Genomic DNA, 15,756 nt, shown 5'->3' on the forward strand with positions numbered 1-15,756 from the left:
GTGTTGCCTGTGTTTCTTTGGTTTGGTGAAGATCGGGTTCGCCCGATCGTGGCTCCCATGAACGAGGAGGTGAGTTGTTTGGTCATGACGGACGCGACGCTACCGAAGCCCTATCGCATTCTTCTGTTGGATACTGCCGGACGCGTGCTCCGCACCAAGGTCTTGTCCGTTCACGAGGAAGCGGATGCCATTGAGCGGACCCGTGCACTCATGGATGGACGCGCGGTGGAACTCTGGGACGGTGATCGGCTCGTGCTGCGCCTGGATCCGCCCGATACGCCTTCAGCCTGAGCACGCTTCGCATCCCTCAGGCGCTGCGACCTTCGGGCCCCCTGTCCGCCGGCGGGGACTTTCGTGCTAGGTGCGCTCCGTGTCCGGACCGGGAGCCATCATCGGCGCGGCAGCCGGCGGAGACTCGTTCATGGCCCTCAAGACGACCTTCCTGGTCCAGACCTTCGTGCTCAAGCGCAAGCGACTTACGCCCGGCGACCGTGAGATCGCGGTGACGGAGAGCGGCGCCCTCAAGAAGGCCGAAGCCATGGCCGCGCGGTTTCCCGGGACGGCGGCGATCAGGGTCGTGGCCGACGACGAGACCGGCGAGTTGGAGAGCGCCACCATCCTGGCCAGCTTCGGCGAGGTGCCGGACGATTTTGCCGAAAGCCTCCAGGGCTCCTGACGCAGGCGCGAGACGGGACCTCGTAGAGACGCACGGCCGCACGCCAAACGGGAAAGGCCCCGCCTGCGCGGAGCAGGCGGAGCCTTTCGGACTGTGATCGGGTGTCAGGCCTTATGGGCAGGCGTGGCGCAGGCCGTCGTTGCCCAAGTAGGTCCCGGTGCGGCGGTCGTAGGACCGGAAGCGCTGGACGCAGTATGCGACGTCGTTCCCGCCCGGTGCGACCTCGACGGTCTCGGTGGCATAGCCGGCCGGTGCATAGCCGCCGCCATACGCGCCGTAGCCGCCGCCATAATAGGCCGGCGCGTAGCCGCCGCCGTAGTAATCGTCGCCGTAATACGCGCTGCCGAGACCGTAGCCGATGCCGGCACCCGCCAGACCGAGGCCGATGCCGAGCCCCAATCCGCCGTAGCCGCGACGGTATCCGTAGCCCCGTCCGCCGTAACCCGCACGGTTGAAGCCGCCCCGGTCGTATCCACCGCGAACGAAGCCCGCGCCGCCGCCCCGGTAGCCGTTGGCTGCCACCAGACCCGTGCCGGCACCGGCATTGCCGATGACGCCCCGGTTGAAGCCGCCACGATTGAACCCGCCCTGGGCGAGGCCGCCGCGGAAGCCGCCACCGCCGAAGTTTCCGCCCCGGAAGCCGCCTTGAGCCATGCCCCCGCGGAACCCGCCGCCACCGAAATTGCCGCCGCGGAATCCGCCGCCGCCCATGCCGCCACCATGGAATCCGCCGCCGCCGCCGCGGAAGCCACCGCCGCCGCCCGGACGGGCATCGGCGGACGCGGAAATCATCGAAAGGGCACCGACCAAAGCGGCCGAGGCCAGGACTATGCGCTTCATGGGAAAACCTGTCGTTCGCGTGCCGATCCCGAGGACCGGACTTCTGGTAACCGAACGCCCGGGCTGACGATAAAGTTCGTTTCTCACCCGGTTCTGCGTCGGTTTGCCGGAGCGGTGATTGACAAAACGGTCGCCGACCTCGAACCTGGAACCATTCCGAGGGGGGCTCCGAGTGCGGGAGCTGAGATTGGGCGCGTCGCCCTGACCCTTGAACCTGATCCGGTTCGTACCGGCGGAGGGACGGGAATCTCAAAGACGGCGCGTATCCTCAAGCGTCATCCCATCCACCTCCACCGCCTATGAGTCGGATCGCCTCCAACGCCAGGAGCGAACCCGATGAATGCACCCGTTCTCCCGAAGGATCTGCCGCAGGGCCAGCCGCATGCGGTGACCACCGACCCGATCATGGGCTCGCGCAAGGTCTACGCGGCGGTCGCCGGACACGACGACATCCGGGTGCCGTTCCGCGAGATCACGCTCAGCGATCCGAAGGAGGCCCCGGTGCGGGTCTACGATCCGTCGGGTCCCTACACGGAGACGGACGCCAAGATCGACCTCCATGCCGGCCTGCCGCTGGTGCGCGAGCCCTGGATCGCCCGGCGCGGCTACGCCACGGTGACGCCCCGCGCGGTCAAGCCCGAGGACAACGGCTTCGTGCCGGAAGACAAGCTGGTGGCCCCGTGTCCGGCCACCCGCGAGATCCGCAAGGCCGGCCCCGGCCAGCTGGTGACGCAGTACGAGTTCGCCCGCGCCGGGATCATCACCGAGGAGATGATCTACGTCGCCAACCGGGAGAACCTCGCCCGCCAGACGATGCTCGAGGGTGCCGAGGCCGCGCTCGCGGACGGCAACAGCTTCGGCGCCGCCCTGCCGGCCTTCATCACGCCCGAGTTCGTGCGCGACGAGGTGGCCCGGGGTCGGGCGATCATTCCGGCCAACATCAACCACCCCGAGGTGGAGCCGATGGCGATCGGCCGCAATTTCCTCGTGAAGATCAACGCCAACATCGGCAACTCGGCCGTGACCTCCTCGGCCGCCGAGGAGGTCGAGAAGCTGGTCTGGGCGACCCGCTGGGGCGCCGACACGGTGATGGATCTCTCGACCGGCCGTAACATCCACAACATCCGCTCGTGGATCGTGCGCAACTCGCCGGTCCCGATCGGCACGGTGCCGATCTACCAGGCGCTGGAGAAGGTCGGCGGCGATCCGCTAAAACTTGATTGGGAGGTGTTCAAGGACACCCTCATCGAGCAGGCCGAGCAGGGCATCGACTACTTCACCATCCACGCCGGGGTCCGCCTCGCCCACGTGCCGCTCACCGCGCGCCGGGTCACCGGCATCGTTTCCCGCGGCGGCTCGATCATGGCGCGCTGGTGTCTGGCCGGGCACCGCGAGTCGTTCCTCTACGAGCGCTTCGACGAGATCTGCGACATCATGCGGGCCTACGACGTCTCGTTCTCCCTCGGCGACGGCCTGCGCCCCGGCTCCATCGCGGATGCCAACGACGCGGCCCAGTTCGCCGAACTCGAGACGCTGGGCGAACTCACCAAGATCGCCTGGGACAAGGGCTGCCAGACCATGATCGAGGGCCCCGGCCACGTGCCGATGCACAAGATCAAGGTGAACATGGAAAAGCAGCTCGTGGAGTGCGGCGAAGCGCCGTTCTACACCCTCGGCCCGCTGACCACCGACATCGCCCCCGGCTACGACCACATCACCTCCGGCATCGGCGCCGCGATGATCGGCTGGTTCGGCTGCGCGATGCTCTGCTACGTCACGCCGAAGGAGCATCTTGGGCTGCCCAACCGCGACGACGTGAAGGAAGGCGTGATCACCTACAAGATCGCGGCCCATGCCGCCGATCTCGCCAAGGGCCACCCGGCGGCGCAGCTGCGCGACGATGCCCTCAGCCGCGCCCGGTTCGACTTCCGCTGGGAGGACCAATTCAACCTGTCGCTCGACCCCGACACGGCGCGTGCCTACCACGACGAGACCCTGCCGAAGGACGCCCACAAGGTCGCGCATTTCTGCTCGATGTGCGGGCCGAAGTTCTGCTCGATGAAGATCACGCAGGACCTGCGCACCGAGGTGCTGGCGATGGAGGCGGCCGGCCAGGTGCTGGGCGAGGCGACGCCGATGAGCCAGGCCGAGCGCGAGGCCGGCATGGCGGCGAAATCCGCCGAGTTCCAGGCCGAGGGCGGCAAGCTCTACGTCGACGCGGCGGAGTAGAGTCGCCGGCCCCCGTGACCCGGCCGGGTCACGGGGATCACGCGAACAGCCCGTGCACGAACCAGCGCGCGGGCGTCTCCCGCGTGGGGAATCCCTCGCGATAGACCCAGAGGCGGCGGCCGGCCTCGTCCTCCACCACGTAGTAGTCCCGCGCCGGACCCGGCGCCTGCCACCACTCGTCGGCGATGCGCTCGGGCCCGTCCGCATGGGCGACGCGGTGCAGGCGCCGGCGCCAGCGGAAGCGGTGCGGCGGCCCGTCGGGGGCGAGGGCGATGACGTCCTCGGCGGCCTCGCCGCGGCCGAGCAGCACCAGCGGCCGCGGCGGAAGGTGCGGCCGGGCCGCCTGCGCGGGCAGGCTCGCGCGCCAGGGTTCCGCGATCTCGGCACGCTCGGGCAGGTGGCTCGCCCGGAAGCCGAGCCGCATCATCCGCCGGCCGAGGCGCTGGCGCAGGGCGTCGCCCAGGTGCTCGGCCCCCGCGCCGTCGGGGGCCTCCACCAGCATGCCCTGACGCGCCGCGATCGTGCCGGTGGCGGTGACCGCGAGGCCGATCGTCTCGAAGCCGAAACCGGCATCGAGGGCCGGGCCGAGGCGGTCGAGGCGCAGGGTCAGCAGGCGCTCGATCTGCGCCGGGCAGCGGGTCGGCAGACTCATCCCGAGGTCGAGGGTGCGCACCACTCCGTCGACGCGGGTCAGGGACAGCCGCACCGCGCGGGCCCCGAGTCCGGCCGCCTCCAGCCGGGGCGCCAGCCCCGCCATCAGGCGCGTGGCCGTGGCGACGATGGTCTCCGGCCGCCCGACCGGTTCGAGGAAGCCGCGCACGGCCTCGAATTCACGTGGGTCCTCCGTGCAGACGAGGGGTTCCGGCCGGTGGCCGAGGGCCTGATCGAGGCGCAGCAACAGGGTCTCGCCGAAGCGCCGGGCCAGCGGCGCGCGGGCTGCTGCGGCGAGATCGCCGATCCGGCGCAGGCCGAGGCGGGCGAGCGCCTGCGCCATGGCCGGATCGAGGCGCAGGGCCGAGACCGGCAGGGTCCGTAGGGCCTCCGCGTTGCCTCCGGGCGCCACGAGGCCACCCCCGCCATGCCGGGCCAGGGCGAAGGCGCAGGCCGGGGTATCGGCGAGGGCGATCCGGGCCGGGATCGCGCCCTCGGACAATCGCCGGACGAGGTCCGACACCAACTGCGCCTCGCCGCCGAACAGGTGGCTCGCCCCCGCGATGTCGAGGAAGAACCCGTCCCCGCCCTCCGCCGGGCCGAAGGGCGCGACGACCGGGGTATAGCGCTTGGCCCAGAGGCAGAGCCGGTGCAGGGCGGCGGCGTCGGCCTCCGGGTCGGCGGGATGGACGGAGACGGGCGTGCCGATGCGGGCGCGGGCACGGGCCAGGGTCTCGCCGGGTTCGAGGCCCAGCGCCCGCGCCTGCGCGTCCACCGCGATCAGGCGCAGGCCGCTGGCCTCCATCGCAGCCACGACCATCGGCCCATCATCCCGAGCGCTGGACGCGCCCGCCCGCCTCAGCCGCGTGACCGGCCAGTGCTCCAGCCAGACCGAAACGATGCGCGGCATGATCCCACTCCAGAAGCCAGTGTCCGGTCCGCCCGTTGCGGCTTCGGTCGAGGGTCGCTTGCCAGCACGGCCGCTCGATGCAGCCGAAGCGGTCGCGCAGGGCCTTGCCGGCGGCGATCCGCCAGCGGGTCGCCGCCACGTTGGGGCTCTCCGCCTCCGGGGGCCGCAGGACGAGGAGGAGCCGGTCGGTTCGCCCGGCCGCGAGGTGGAGCCGGCGGCTCTGGGCCAGGGGCAGGGCGGCGTCGACGAGTCCCGCCACGGCCGCCAGGCCTTGGGACCGCAGCGATTCCTCCAGCGCCCGGTAGGCGTCGGCGTCGCTGGCGACCTCGAACAGCAGCAGGCGGGCCGGGTCGAGGCCGAGGCCGGCGAGCCCGTGCCCGTAGGGGAGGGGATGGCCCTGGCCCACCACCAGCAGGGCCTCACCGCGCACCCGGGCGAGGTGGCGCGCCACCAGGGCGAGGGCGAAGCCGAGGGCCGCCGGCTCGTCGCCCGCCTGGGCGGGGGCGATCTCGTGCAACTGCCCGAGGGCGAGGCCACCCTGCGCGAGACGCGAATCGATGTCGTGGATGCCCAGCGGAAGGGCACCCCGGAGGACCGGGGCACCCCCGCGTCCGGCCACAAGGTCGCGCAGGGCCGCCAGGTTCGAAGTGGAAGAGGCTTGAGGCGCCGTCTCGCGAGAGGGCGGGGCCAGGCCCGGTTGGACCGCAGACGGATTATCGGTCTGCGCATCGGGAGGGTCTTCAGGGCTTTGTCTCATCGGCTCCGCTCCATCCCGCTACGCTAAGAACAAAACAGGAACATACTCAATCGGTTTCCGGGGCCATGCGGAATTTCGCCCATGATCAAGGGCTTGGCCTGTGGACGGCTGTGGAGTGCTGTGGACGGCGGCCTCAAGCCGACATCTTCGCCACGCTTGACCGTTCGGCGAGGTCAGGGCAGCACTCCCCACCTGCCGCGCTCAGCAGACGCGGATCAGACCGGAGAAATTCATGCGTCTCGCTCGTGCCCTCGTGGTCCTGTCGGGCCTGATCACCGTGGCGGGCGGGTTCCCCGCCGCCGCGCAGACCGCGGCCCAGCCCAGGGGCGAGGCGGCCAAGGCGCGCAAGCCGCAGGCCGCGTCGCAGCCGATCCAGGTCTACGACGCCCGCTTCGAGAGCGGCGACCTGCGCATCTCCGGCAGCGTGCGCAAGCCCGGCACCGTGGTGGTGCTCGACGAGGACATCTCGATCATCGCCGACAGCCGTGGCCGCTTCGTCTTCCGCCTACCCTACGTGCCCACCAACTGCATCGCCACCCTGAAGGCGGGCGAGGACGAGCGCGAGGCGGTCATCGCCAATTGTGGCCCCGCCGGCCAGCCCGGCCCGAAGGGCGAGACGGGTCAGAAGGGCGACACCGGCGACAAAGGCGAGACCGGCCCCGCCGGCCCGCAGGGCGTCGCCGGTCTGCCCGGTCCCCAGGGGCCGAAGGGCGAACCGGGTGCCAAGGGCGAACCGGGTGTGAAGGGCGAGACGGGCGCTCGTGGTGAGGCAGGCCCGAAGGGTGAAGCCGGGCCGAAAGGCGACACCGGCCCCAAGGGCGAGCTGGGAGCACGGGGACCGGCCGGCGAGCGCGGGCCCGCGGGGGCCAGGGGCGAGGCCGGTCAGGCCGCCCTCGCGGCCGCCGCACCCGCATCCCCGTTCCGTGTGGTGCGCCAGGACACCTGCCCGGCCTCGGGCTGCGCCATCACCTGCGAGAGCACCGAGATCCTGGCCTCGGCCCTGTGCCTGAAGGGGGGCAGCGCCATCGTGACGGCGGGGGCCGACGGCACCCTGAGTGCGGCCTGCCCCACCGAGGCCCAAGGCATCGTCGGCCTCTGCGCCCGGCGCTGAGGGACGGGACGACCCGAGCGATCGCCTCTCGCCGAAACGGAGCCGTCCGGTGTAAGGACGCGCTTCGTTTCGCGCCGATCATCGATACCGCCCATGCCGTTTACCCCTTCCAGCCCCGTTCCCAGCGCCCGCGGGGCCTCCCGATGAGCGTGGGCATCTGGGGCAAGCTCGGGGGCGCCGGCCTCGGCCTCGCCATCGGCGGACCCCTCGGCGGCCTCGTCGGCGGGGTGGCGGGGCATTTCCTGGTCGACCGCGAGGGCGCCCTGTTCGGCACCACGCCGCGCGACGTGGTCTTCACCACCGGCCTCGTGGCGCTCGCCGCCAAGATGGCCAAATCCGACGGCGTGGTGACGCCGGCCGAGGTCGAGGCCTTCGCCAAGGTGGTGCAGGTGGACGAGCGGGCCCGGCCCGGGGTCCAGCGCCTGTTCGATCTCGCCAAGGGCACCGCGAACGGCTTTGAAGCCTACGCACGGCAACTGGCCAACACCTTCCACGACGAGCCGGCCCTGCTGGAGGACGTTCTCGACGGCCTGTTCCACATCGCCAAGGCGGACGGGGCCATCCACGAGGCGGAGGAGCGCTACCTGCGCGCGGTGGCGGAGACTTTCGGCTTCGACGAGGCCGCGTTCCGTCGCATCGCCGCCCGGCATGTCCGCCTCTCCGACGATCCCTATCTCGTTCTGGGCCTCGAACACGACGTCGACGATGCCGGGCTGAAGGCCGCCCACCGGGCCCTGGTGCGGGAGAACCACCCGGACCGGGCCATCGCCCGCGGCCTGCCGCCGGAGGCGGTGGCCATCGCCACCCGCCGGCTCGCCGCCATCAACGCCGCCTATGACCGGATCAGCGCCGAGCGGGGCCTCACGTGAAGCCGACCCCCGAGAGTCCCGTCGCCACCAGCGCCCACCCGTCGCCCAACCACGGTGAGCGGCGGACGGGTCCGGTCGATCTCCTCATCCTGCATTACACCGGCATGGAGAGCGCGGCGGCGGCCCTGCAGCGCCTCGCCAATCCCGTGGCGGAGGTCTCGGCCCATTACGTGGTGCTGGAGGATGGCCGCGTGGTGCAGATGGTGCCCGAGGGGCGCCGCGCCTGGCACGCGGGCCAGGGTTCCTGGGCCGGGATCACCGACGTGAACTCGCGCTCGCTGGGCGTCGAGATCGTCAATGGCGGCCATGCCGGCGGATTACCGGCCTATCCGCCCGCGCAGATCGAGGCCGTCATCGCCCTGTGCGGCGATCTCGCTAAGCGCTGGAACCTCGCCCCGCACCGGATTCTCGCCCATTCGGACATCGCGCCCGAGCGCAAGGAGGATCCCGGCGAGCATTTCCCCTGGGCGCACCTGGCATGCGCCGGCATCGGGCACTGGGTCCCGCCGGCCCCGATCCGCGACGGCCGGTTCTTTGCAGAGGGCGATGCCGGACCGCCGATCGAGGCGCTGCAGGCGATGTTCGCTCTCTACGGATACGACCTGCCGGTGAGCGCCACCTTCGACGCCCGCATGGGCGCGGTGGTGACGGCGTTCCAGCGCCACTTCCGCCCGGCCCGCGTCGACGGCGTCGCCGACACCTCGACGATCACCACGCTGCGGGACCTGATCGCGGCGCTGCCGGGGCGGTTGGGCCGTACGACTTCGGGATAGGACGCATCTCTCCCTGTGTGGGGAGAGCGCAGGGGTGGCGCCACTGGCCTCGATCGGCTGAGGGTCACCCCATCAACCCGACCTCCCCACACGCCCGGCGGATCTCGAGCTGACCCGAGATCCGCCGGGGTGGAAGGCAGGCGCGCGCGTCAGGCCCGATGCTGGACCGCCTCGCCGGCATGCCCGTGCGCGTCCTCCGTCACTGTCCCCCGGGTGCGCCACAGGCTGTAGGCGATGCCCGCGATGAGAAAGACGACGGTGACCGCAAGGGAGACCCACGGTGGCACGTGGACGAGATCGAAGGTATCGGCGACCACGATCTTGCCGCCGATGAAGATCAGGATGAAGGCCAGCGCCGTCTTGAGATAGGCGAAGCGGTCCACCATCGCAGCTAACGCGAAGTAAAGGGCGCGAAGCCCCAGGATCGCGAAGATGTTCGAGGTGTAGACCACGAAGGTGTCGGTGGTGATGGCGAAGATCGCCGGCACGCTGTCGACGGCGAAGATCACGTCGGCGCCGTTGACCAGGATGAGCGCCAGCGCCAGGGGCGTCAGCCAGAGGGCGGTCTTGCCCGTCTTCGGGTCGGCTTTTCGCACCATGAAGCGCTGCCCGTGCAGTTCGGGCGTGATGCGCAGCACCCGCTGCAGCAGGCGTACGGCCCGGTTCTCGCGGATGTCGCCCGGCTCTTCCTCCTTCGAGACCAGCATCTTGACGCCGGCGAAGATCAGGAAGGCGGCGAAGATCGACAGCACCCAGGCGGCCTGGTGCACGAGAGCCGCGCCGAGGCCGATCATCAGGCCGCGCAGCAGCACGGCGGCGAGGATGCCCCACACCAGGACCCGGTGCTGGGACGTGCGCGGGATGCCGAGGGAGGTCAGGATGACCGCGATCACGAAGACGTTGTCCATCGACAGCGACTTCTCGACGACGAGGCCGGCCACGTATTCCTGGCCTGCCTGCGGTCCGAGATACCACCAGACCCAGCCGCCGAAGATCATGCCGAGGGTGAAGTAGAAGGCCGTGAGGAGCAGACTCTCCTTCACGCCGATCTCGTGGTTCTTGTCTCGGTGCAGCAGCCCGAGGTCGAAGGCCAGCAACCCGGCGACCAAGGCGTGGAAGCCCAGCCACATCCAGACCGGCTTGCCGAGCCACTCGTAATACAGAATATCAACCATGACGCGGACCGTCGATGCTTCTTGAGGAGAGAAAGCACCGGCTCCGACATCACGGAACGCAACACGAAGCATCCCGCCAGAGGGGCCCGCAGCCGATGAGGCGCAGTTGGGACTCGGAACGGGGCGAATCAAGGGCATCGACCCGTCCCGCTTGACAGGGCCTGTCCCCGCCGGCTTCCCAGGACGCATGACAGACACCGAGCGCAAAGGCCGGGACGCGGACGGCCCCGCCATGGTTGGCGGCCCCGCCGTGATCGGCGGCGGCCCCGCCGGCCTCGCGGCCGCGGAGGTGCTGGCGCGGGCCGGCCACGCCGTGACCGTCTACGACCGGATGCCGAGCGTGGGGCGCAAGTTCCTCATCGCTGGGCGCGGCGGCCTCAACCTCACCCATTCCGAGCCCTTGCCGGCGTTCCTGGCGCGCTACCAAGCCGAGAGCGGCATGCTCGCCGAGGCCATCGCGGCGTTTGCGCCGACCGACCTGCGGACTTGGTGCCACGATCTCGGCCAGCCGACCTTCGTGGGGTCGAGCGGCCGCGTCTTCCCCGCGAGCTTCAAGGCCTCGCCGCTCCTGCGGGCCTGGCTCCAGCGCCTCGACGGGTTGGGCGTTCGCATCCGCACCCGCCACCGCTTCACAGGGTGGTCGGCCTCCGGCGGCCCGGTCTTCGAGGCCCCGGAGGGGCGGGTCGAGACCGCTCACCGCCCGGTGCTCCTGGCCCTCGGCGGCGCGAGCTGGCCGCGCCTCGGCTCCGACGGGGCCTGGGTGTCCCTGTTCGAACGCGATGGCATCGCGGTGGCGCCGCTCAAGCCCGCCAACGTGGGGTTCACCGTGGCGTGGTCGCCGGTCTTCGCCGAGCGCTTCGCCGGTACGCCCCTGAAGCGCATCGCCCTCAGCCTCGAGGGGACCCGCGTGCGCGGGGAGGCGGTGATCAGCGTGGACGGGATCGAGGGCGGAGCGATCTACGCTCTCGCCCATCGGATCCGGGCCGCCACCGAGCGTGGCGCTGCCCGGCTGCACCTCGACCTGCGGCCGGATCTCGACGAGGCCGCCCTGACGCGGGCACTCAGCGATCCGAAGCCCGGCCTGTCGCTCGCCAACCGCCTGCGCAAGGGCGCGGGGCTGACCCCCGTGGGCATCGGCCTCCTGCGCGAGGCGGCTCACCCGCTGCCCGTGGCCGCCGAGGCCCTGGCGGCCCTGATCAAGGCGGTGCCGCTCCGCCTTCTGGCACCGCGCGGCCTCGACCGGGCGATCTCGACGGCGGGCGGGGTCCGCTTTCGCGAACTCGATGCCGGCTACATGCTGGCGCGGCGCCCCGGCACCTTCGTGGCCGGCGAGATGCTGGACTGGGAGGCCCCGACGGGGGGGTATCTCCTCCAAGGCGCCTTCGCCTCGGGCCGCGCGGCGGCGGTGGGCATGCTGGGCTGGATGGAGCGGGCCGCGGCGGGTCCATGACCCGAGGGCCCACGAAAAAGGCTCCCTCCCGGGGGAGAGGGAGCCTGATGGTCCGGCGCGGCCGTTCCGGGCCGCGCGGCGTCGGGTCTCAGCGGCAGTACACGTCGCCGTAGGCGTCGCGGTAGGTGCCGTAGGGGCAGCGCGGGGCGGTGGAAGCGCCCACGATGGCGCCGCCGGCGCCGCCGATGGCCGCACCCGCGAGCGCGCCGCCGGCGCGGCCGGTGGCGGCTCCGCCGATGGCCGCACCCGCGAGGGCGCCGAGGCCGGCGCCGCCGAGGGCGCGGTCCTGCGGCGTGTTGCAGGCGCCGAGCGAGAGGGCGAGGGCGCCCGCGAGGGTGGCGGCGATGAGCTTCTTCATGGTTCCGAGACTCCCTTGTGCGATGTGACGCGGCCTTGGGCCGTTCGTTCGGTAGCGCCCGAGCTTAAGCATTCCGCGTCACAAATGCACGCCGTATGGTCAAGGTTCCGCCATACCTTTCCGTTTGCCGGAAAAACCCTCTAGTGATGCGCTCATCGGAGCCCATCGGGGCGGCGTTGCCCGCCCATCCCGACACGAGGATCTCATGCAGCGCGCCACCGCCATCGTCCGCAAGGTCGCCGTCCGCAGCGACGCCGTCGTCGACACGATCGTCCTCGACCACGCCGCGCGGCAGGCGCCGCCGGACAGCCTGACGGGGGAGGGCGGCCTCAGCCTCACCCTCGCGCTGGCCAAGGCCGCGACCCTGGAGGATGGTGACGCCCTGCGCCTGGAGGACGGCCGCCTCGTGGCGATCCGCGCCGCCGGGGAGCCGCTCCTCGAAGTCCGGGCCGAGAACCCGGTCCGGCTGCTGCGCCTCGCCTGGCAACTCGGCGGCAGCCACGTGCCGGCCGAGATCGCCGCCGACGCCCTCTACGTGCCTCGCAGCGCCGCCGAGCTCGTTCGCGGCCAGGGCTGCGCCGCCATCCCGGTGACCCGCGCCTTCAAACCCGAGCGGGCGGCCCACGACCACAGCCAGTGCGGCCACGATCACCACGATCACCACGATCACCATGCGCACGACGTGCACACACATGACGCGCATACCCACGATTCCCATGCGCACGATCACGGGCACGACCACCATCATGCCCCCGCGGCGCACGACCACGGCCCAGCCCATGGTCATTCCCACGCGCATGATCACGGCCACGTCCATGGCCCGGACTGCAAGCACGATCATTGAGCTGATCGGCTTTTGCGACGTACGACTGTGCCGAACCGAAATGTCCGCGGCTCGATCGTTCCTGGCTCAATCTTTCTTGGGCCGGAAACGACGATCGGGCTGCGGCGGCGATTGACCGGGCGTCTTCTTCCAGCCTGAACGACCCTCGGCCAATCCGTATTCCAGGAAGTGAAGCAGAGGGTTGACGGCGACCTGGGAGACATCGGGGTTGCCTTCCAGATAGCCCCTCGTACTGAACTCGTCACTCGGATCTCTGCCTTCCCGCCATCCCACGAAGAGATAGTGCCCCAAGGCTCCATCGACGTGCGACTTCGCATCGGGATACGCGGCGAGATAATACTCTTCGTCGAAGTATCGCATGGGTCTCACCTCGGCCAATCCATCTGCGATGCGACCCCCGTGCGGCAGGTCTCGTGATCCGATAGATAGGCGATGACGGTCGGTATAAACAAACTGTCATGCGTCGCCTCGGCAGTGCCGTCTGGCTGTCGGGACACGGCCCGGAAGCTGCGCAGCCTGGAATCCGGGCGTTCCTCAGAGGCCAAAGTTTGCTGCTGTTCGATGCGGGTGCGGAGTCGGTCGCCATCCTTCCCGGAAAGGTGACATCGGTCGAACGTCACGTCCCTCCCAGGTCGACGAGGCGCGGTATGCGTCGGCTGTAATAAAAATCCCACTCCTCTGAGATCTTGATCATACCTATCCAATCAGCGAGGCGCCAGACTGAGCGCAGCGATCTACTAAATATTGATCGTCCTGATCGCTGATTCGCCATCTTCAACAAAAAGATCAGGCTGGGGTATGAAATCATGATCAATCGATCGATTGCCGCAGCTGCGGCTATGCTGACACTATTTGATTTGGCCGCGGCGTCCGCTGCAGATTTGCCTGTACGTTCCGCGCCGCCGGTCTTTACGGCACCGGTGCCCGAGTGGACTGGATTCTATATCGGCGCCCAGGGCGGCTACCGTTTTGATGAAGTCCGTGGCACAGGCTTCTTGGCTGATCCGACCGCGAGCGGCATCGACACGCGGTCCGCTCGTCTAAACCTCGATAGCGTTGTTGGTGGCCCGCGCATCGGCTACGATCTCCAGGTTGGCCAGTCCTTCGTGGTCGGCGTTGTCGGCGATTTCTCCTTCGGCGGAGGCCGCGGTTTAGCATCGGGAACCGGCATTGCGGGCGGAGTCATCCCACCCGGCCAGAACCAAGCGTTTGGGCTGGCGGCGCAAGGTTTTGACGGTGTCATCATCGCGCCGGGCCGCACCGTCGCTGGCTCCGTATCCGTACATCACGCATGGGACGCAACGGTTCGCGCACGAGTCGGCTACCTGTACGCAAACAACGTGTTGCTCTACGCCACCGGTGGTCTCGCACTGGCAAACGAGCGGCTGTCGGCAGCCTTCACTGTAAACGGCGTACCCGGCGGCGCGTTCAGCAAGTCACAGACGCGAACCGGCTGGACGGCCGGAGCCGGTATCGAGTACGCCATCACCGAGCATTGGCGGACGCATGTCGAATACCGCTACGCCGATTACGGCTCAAGCAACTACAACTGGGCCAGTATCGGAGCCACGGCGAAGGCCAAGTTTTCGACCAACACGGTTCTTGCGGGCGTCAGCTACAAGTTCTGACCCGATCCCCATCCGCTGGATCGACGTGCCGCCGAGGATTCAAGCCCTCGGCGGGATTATCATTTCATCTCAATCTCACATCGTGATGGGCCTGACTCATCACGATGCGGTCGCGCGACGGCGCGGCGGCAATCGTCCGCCGGACCTCAGGGAGCCTGACCGATGGGTCAGGCTCCCTGAGGCCGGGTATCGGGATGTCCAGGTTCTACCGGGCCAACGAAAGACAACGTCTCTTCGAACTTGCCGCTGGGCGAAGCAGGCAAGTGATCGACGGGCACCAGCACGGTGTTCAGACTGGGATCGAACGCTGTGCGAACGAAGTTCTGGATGGCCGCCTCGTCAGGAGGCTGTTCTGATGCAGGCACATATCGGATCTCTATCTGGTCGTAGGCAACCTGAACAATCTGCACTTGGCTGAATGACAAGACCGCCGAAAGGCCATTTGCGTTGGCGTAGGGTGTGAGCACGCGGCCGTCTCCGAGGTGGAAGACATTGCGGTAGCGTCCGACGATGGCGCGCAGCGACCCCAAGGGTCGGCCGCAAGCGGCATGTTCCGGTCCCCGGATGGCGTAGTCGCCAATCTCGTATCGGATCAGCGGCATGGCGTAGCCGTAGAGGGGCGTCACGACGGTGCGACCGAGTTCGCCGTCACTGCAGGGATTGCCGTCCGGACGTAGGACTTCGACTCGCATGGTCTCGTCGCAGGTATGATAGAAGCCGCAATCGGGGAATTGATGGGCGATCAGCCCCGTCTCCGACGCGCCGTAGAAGTCGGCGATTTCGGCCTTGAAGACGCGCCTCGCTGCACCTCTGGTACTCTTATCGATCGCCGTTCCGGTTGACAGAATGCGGTCGAACCGCAGCCGCGTGCCGCGGCGTTCCGCCCGCTCGGCAAGTGCCGTGATGTGAACCCCACCCCTCGCAAACAGGTAATCGGGCCGGATTTTGGCCAACCAGTCGAGCTGGGCGTCAACGTCGATCATCAGCTCGAGGATGTGCCGGGTACCCTCGGGGACGCCGTAGCGCCAGCCTCCGCGTTGCTTGCCCTCACGGCCGGCGAGGTCGTCGTAGCTCGACATGAACGTTGCAAGCGCCTTCCGGCCATCGAGTCCCCACCGTGTGAAGGCCCGGTCAGTCTGTGCACCGGAGGCGATATCGAGCAGATCCTCATGCCGGTAGCGCAGCGGGCGCCCGGTCGATCCAGATGTCGCACCGTCACGAACCCGTCCGGCGAACGGTGGGATCTGCGAAGCGTGGAGCGCAGGGCCCTGCTGCTGAACCTTGGAGCGGGTGATCACAGGCAGCCGCATCCAAGCTGCTTCGTCGAGACCTTGAAGATCTATGCTAGAGCGTTTTCCACTTACTCCGGATCGTAGCCGGCGGCAGCGAAGTAGTTTGCGCACTCGGTTGGTGTGAAGGCGTCGAGCAGATCGCCGACGACACTCCAGAGCCGATTGACCGTGCGCTCGGCCGCTTTGCGCAGCA

General features: G+C 69.3%; 16 protein-coding genes, 1 pseudogene and 1 riboswitch. Of the genes and pseudogenes, 9 read left to right on the forward strand and 8 right to left on the reverse strand.

Translation table 11 applies throughout. The annotated features are described in order from the left end of the window. The first annotated feature begins 57 nt into the window (after nt 1-57). Nucleotides 58-291: a hypothetical protein gene (locus MKK58_RS18360; RefSeq protein ID WP_243913600.1), complete on the forward strand. Its 234-nt coding sequence runs from the start codon at nt 58-60 to the stop codon at nt 289-291. A 130-nt stretch (nt 292-421) separates the two neighbouring features. Further along, nucleotides 422-676, forward strand: coding sequence for a hypothetical protein (locus MKK58_RS18365; protein ID WP_243913602.1), 255 nt, complete (start codon nt 422-424; stop codon nt 674-676). A gap of 111 nt (nt 677-787) precedes the next feature. Here the strand turns inward: MKK58_RS18365 and MKK58_RS18370 are convergent, their stop codons facing one another. Further along, on the reverse strand, nt 788-1,516 hold the full coding sequence (locus tag MKK58_RS18370; RefSeq protein ID WP_243913604.1) for a BA14K family protein: 729 nt from the start codon (nt 1,514-1,516) through the stop codon (nt 788-790). A gap of 149 nt (nt 1,517-1,665) precedes the next feature. Beyond that, a riboswitch (TPP riboswitch) is annotated at nt 1,666-1,774 on the forward strand. A gap of 78 nt (nt 1,775-1,852) precedes the next feature. Between MKK58_RS18370 and thiC the strand changes: the two genes are divergently transcribed. Continuing rightward, nucleotides 1,853-3,745: a phosphomethylpyrimidine synthase ThiC gene (gene thiC / locus MKK58_RS18375; protein WP_279578443.1), complete on the forward strand. Its 1,893-nt coding sequence runs from the start codon at nt 1,853-1,855 to the stop codon at nt 3,743-3,745. Nucleotides 3,746-3,782: 37 nt separating this feature from the next. Here the strand turns inward: thiC and MKK58_RS18380 are convergent, their stop codons facing one another. Beyond that, nucleotides 3,783-5,306, reverse strand: a complete 1,524-nt coding sequence (locus MKK58_RS18380) for a Y-family DNA polymerase (RefSeq protein ID WP_243913606.1) — start codon at nt 5,304-5,306, stop codon at nt 3,783-3,785. Then, the gene (locus tag MKK58_RS18385; protein ID WP_243913608.1) at nt 5,224-5,925 is read right to left on the reverse strand and encodes an ImuA family protein; all 702 of its coding nucleotides are present in this window, start codon (nt 5,923-5,925) and stop codon (nt 5,224-5,226) included. Before MKK58_RS18385 ends, MKK58_RS18380 begins: the two co-directional genes overlap by 83 nt. A gap of 370 nt (nt 5,926-6,295) precedes the next feature. Between MKK58_RS18385 and MKK58_RS18390 the strand changes: the two genes are divergently transcribed. The 3 genes from MKK58_RS18390 to MKK58_RS18400 all read left to right on the forward strand — a co-directional run bounded on the left by MKK58_RS18390 (nt 6,296) and on the right by MKK58_RS18400 (nt 8,816). Then, nucleotides 6,296-7,174, forward strand: a complete 879-nt coding sequence (locus tag MKK58_RS18390; RefSeq protein WP_243913610.1) for a collagen-like protein — start codon at nt 6,296-6,298, stop codon at nt 7,172-7,174. Nucleotides 7,175-7,317: 143 nt separating this feature from the next. Beyond that, the gene (locus MKK58_RS18395) at nt 7,318-8,043 is read left to right on the forward strand and encodes a molecular chaperone DjiA (protein WP_243913612.1); all 726 of its coding nucleotides are present in this window, start codon (nt 7,318-7,320) and stop codon (nt 8,041-8,043) included. Continuing rightward, entirely contained in the window at nt 8,040-8,816 is a 777-nt protein-coding gene (locus tag MKK58_RS18400; protein WP_243913614.1) for an N-acetylmuramoyl-L-alanine amidase, read from the forward strand. The genes MKK58_RS18395 and MKK58_RS18400 overlap by 4 nt, the downstream gene beginning before the upstream one ends. 149 nt (nt 8,817-8,965) lie before the next feature. On the opposite strand, the gene MKK58_RS18405 is transcribed toward MKK58_RS18400, so the two are convergent. Next, a complete protein-coding gene (locus MKK58_RS18405) occupies nt 8,966-9,991 on the reverse strand; it encodes a TerC family protein (RefSeq protein ID WP_243913616.1) in 1,026 nt (341 codons plus the stop codon). A gap of 187 nt (nt 9,992-10,178) precedes the next feature. On the opposite strand from MKK58_RS18405, the gene MKK58_RS18410 reads away from it, so the two are divergent. Next, nucleotides 10,179-11,441 carry a TIGR03862 family flavoprotein gene (locus tag MKK58_RS18410; RefSeq protein WP_243913618.1) on the forward strand — a complete coding sequence of 421 codons (1,263 nt, stop codon included), beginning with the start codon at nt 10,179-10,181 and terminating at the stop codon, nt 11,439-11,441. A gap of 88 nt (nt 11,442-11,529) precedes the next feature. Here MKK58_RS18410 and MKK58_RS18415 read toward each other — a convergent pair whose 3' ends face one another. Beyond that, nucleotides 11,530-11,799 carry a hypothetical protein gene (locus MKK58_RS18415; protein WP_243913620.1) on the reverse strand — a complete coding sequence of 90 codons (270 nt, stop codon included), beginning with the start codon at nt 11,797-11,799 and terminating at the stop codon, nt 11,530-11,532. Nucleotides 11,800-12,004: 205 nt separating this feature from the next. Here MKK58_RS18415 and MKK58_RS18420 point away from each other — a divergent pair, with 205 nt between their 5' ends. Further along, entirely contained in the window at nt 12,005-12,643 is a 639-nt protein-coding gene (locus MKK58_RS18420) for an urease accessory protein UreE (RefSeq protein WP_243913622.1), read from the forward strand. Between the two features lie 66 nt (nt 12,644-12,709). Here MKK58_RS18420 and MKK58_RS18425 read toward each other — a convergent pair whose 3' ends face one another. Then, nucleotides 12,710-13,003, reverse strand: coding sequence for a hypothetical protein (locus MKK58_RS18425; protein WP_243913624.1), 294 nt, complete (start codon nt 13,001-13,003; stop codon nt 12,710-12,712). A gap of 446 nt (nt 13,004-13,449) precedes the next feature. Here MKK58_RS18425 and MKK58_RS18430 point away from each other — a divergent pair, with 446 nt between their 5' ends. Then, nucleotides 13,450-14,271 (forward strand): outer membrane protein, encoded by an 822-nt coding sequence (locus MKK58_RS18430; RefSeq protein WP_243913626.1) that lies wholly within the window; start codon nt 13,450-13,452, stop codon nt 14,269-14,271. Between the two features lie 167 nt (nt 14,272-14,438). Here the strand turns inward: MKK58_RS18430 and MKK58_RS18435 are convergent, their stop codons facing one another. Together MKK58_RS18435 and MKK58_RS18440 are read right to left on the reverse strand one after the other, a co-directional pair. Further along, the gene (locus MKK58_RS18435; RefSeq protein ID WP_243913628.1) at nt 14,439-15,581 is read right to left on the reverse strand and encodes a hypothetical protein; all 1,143 of its coding nucleotides are present in this window, start codon (nt 15,579-15,581) and stop codon (nt 14,439-14,441) included. Between the two features lie 50 nt (nt 15,582-15,631). Beyond that, nucleotides 15,632-15,756: pseudogene (locus MKK58_RS18440) on the reverse strand (IS630 family transposase); the annotation flags it as partial.

The organism is Methylobacterium sp. J-078, from assembly GCF_022829285.1.
Lineage (GTDB): Bacteria > Pseudomonadota > Alphaproteobacteria > Rhizobiales > Beijerinckiaceae > Methylobacterium.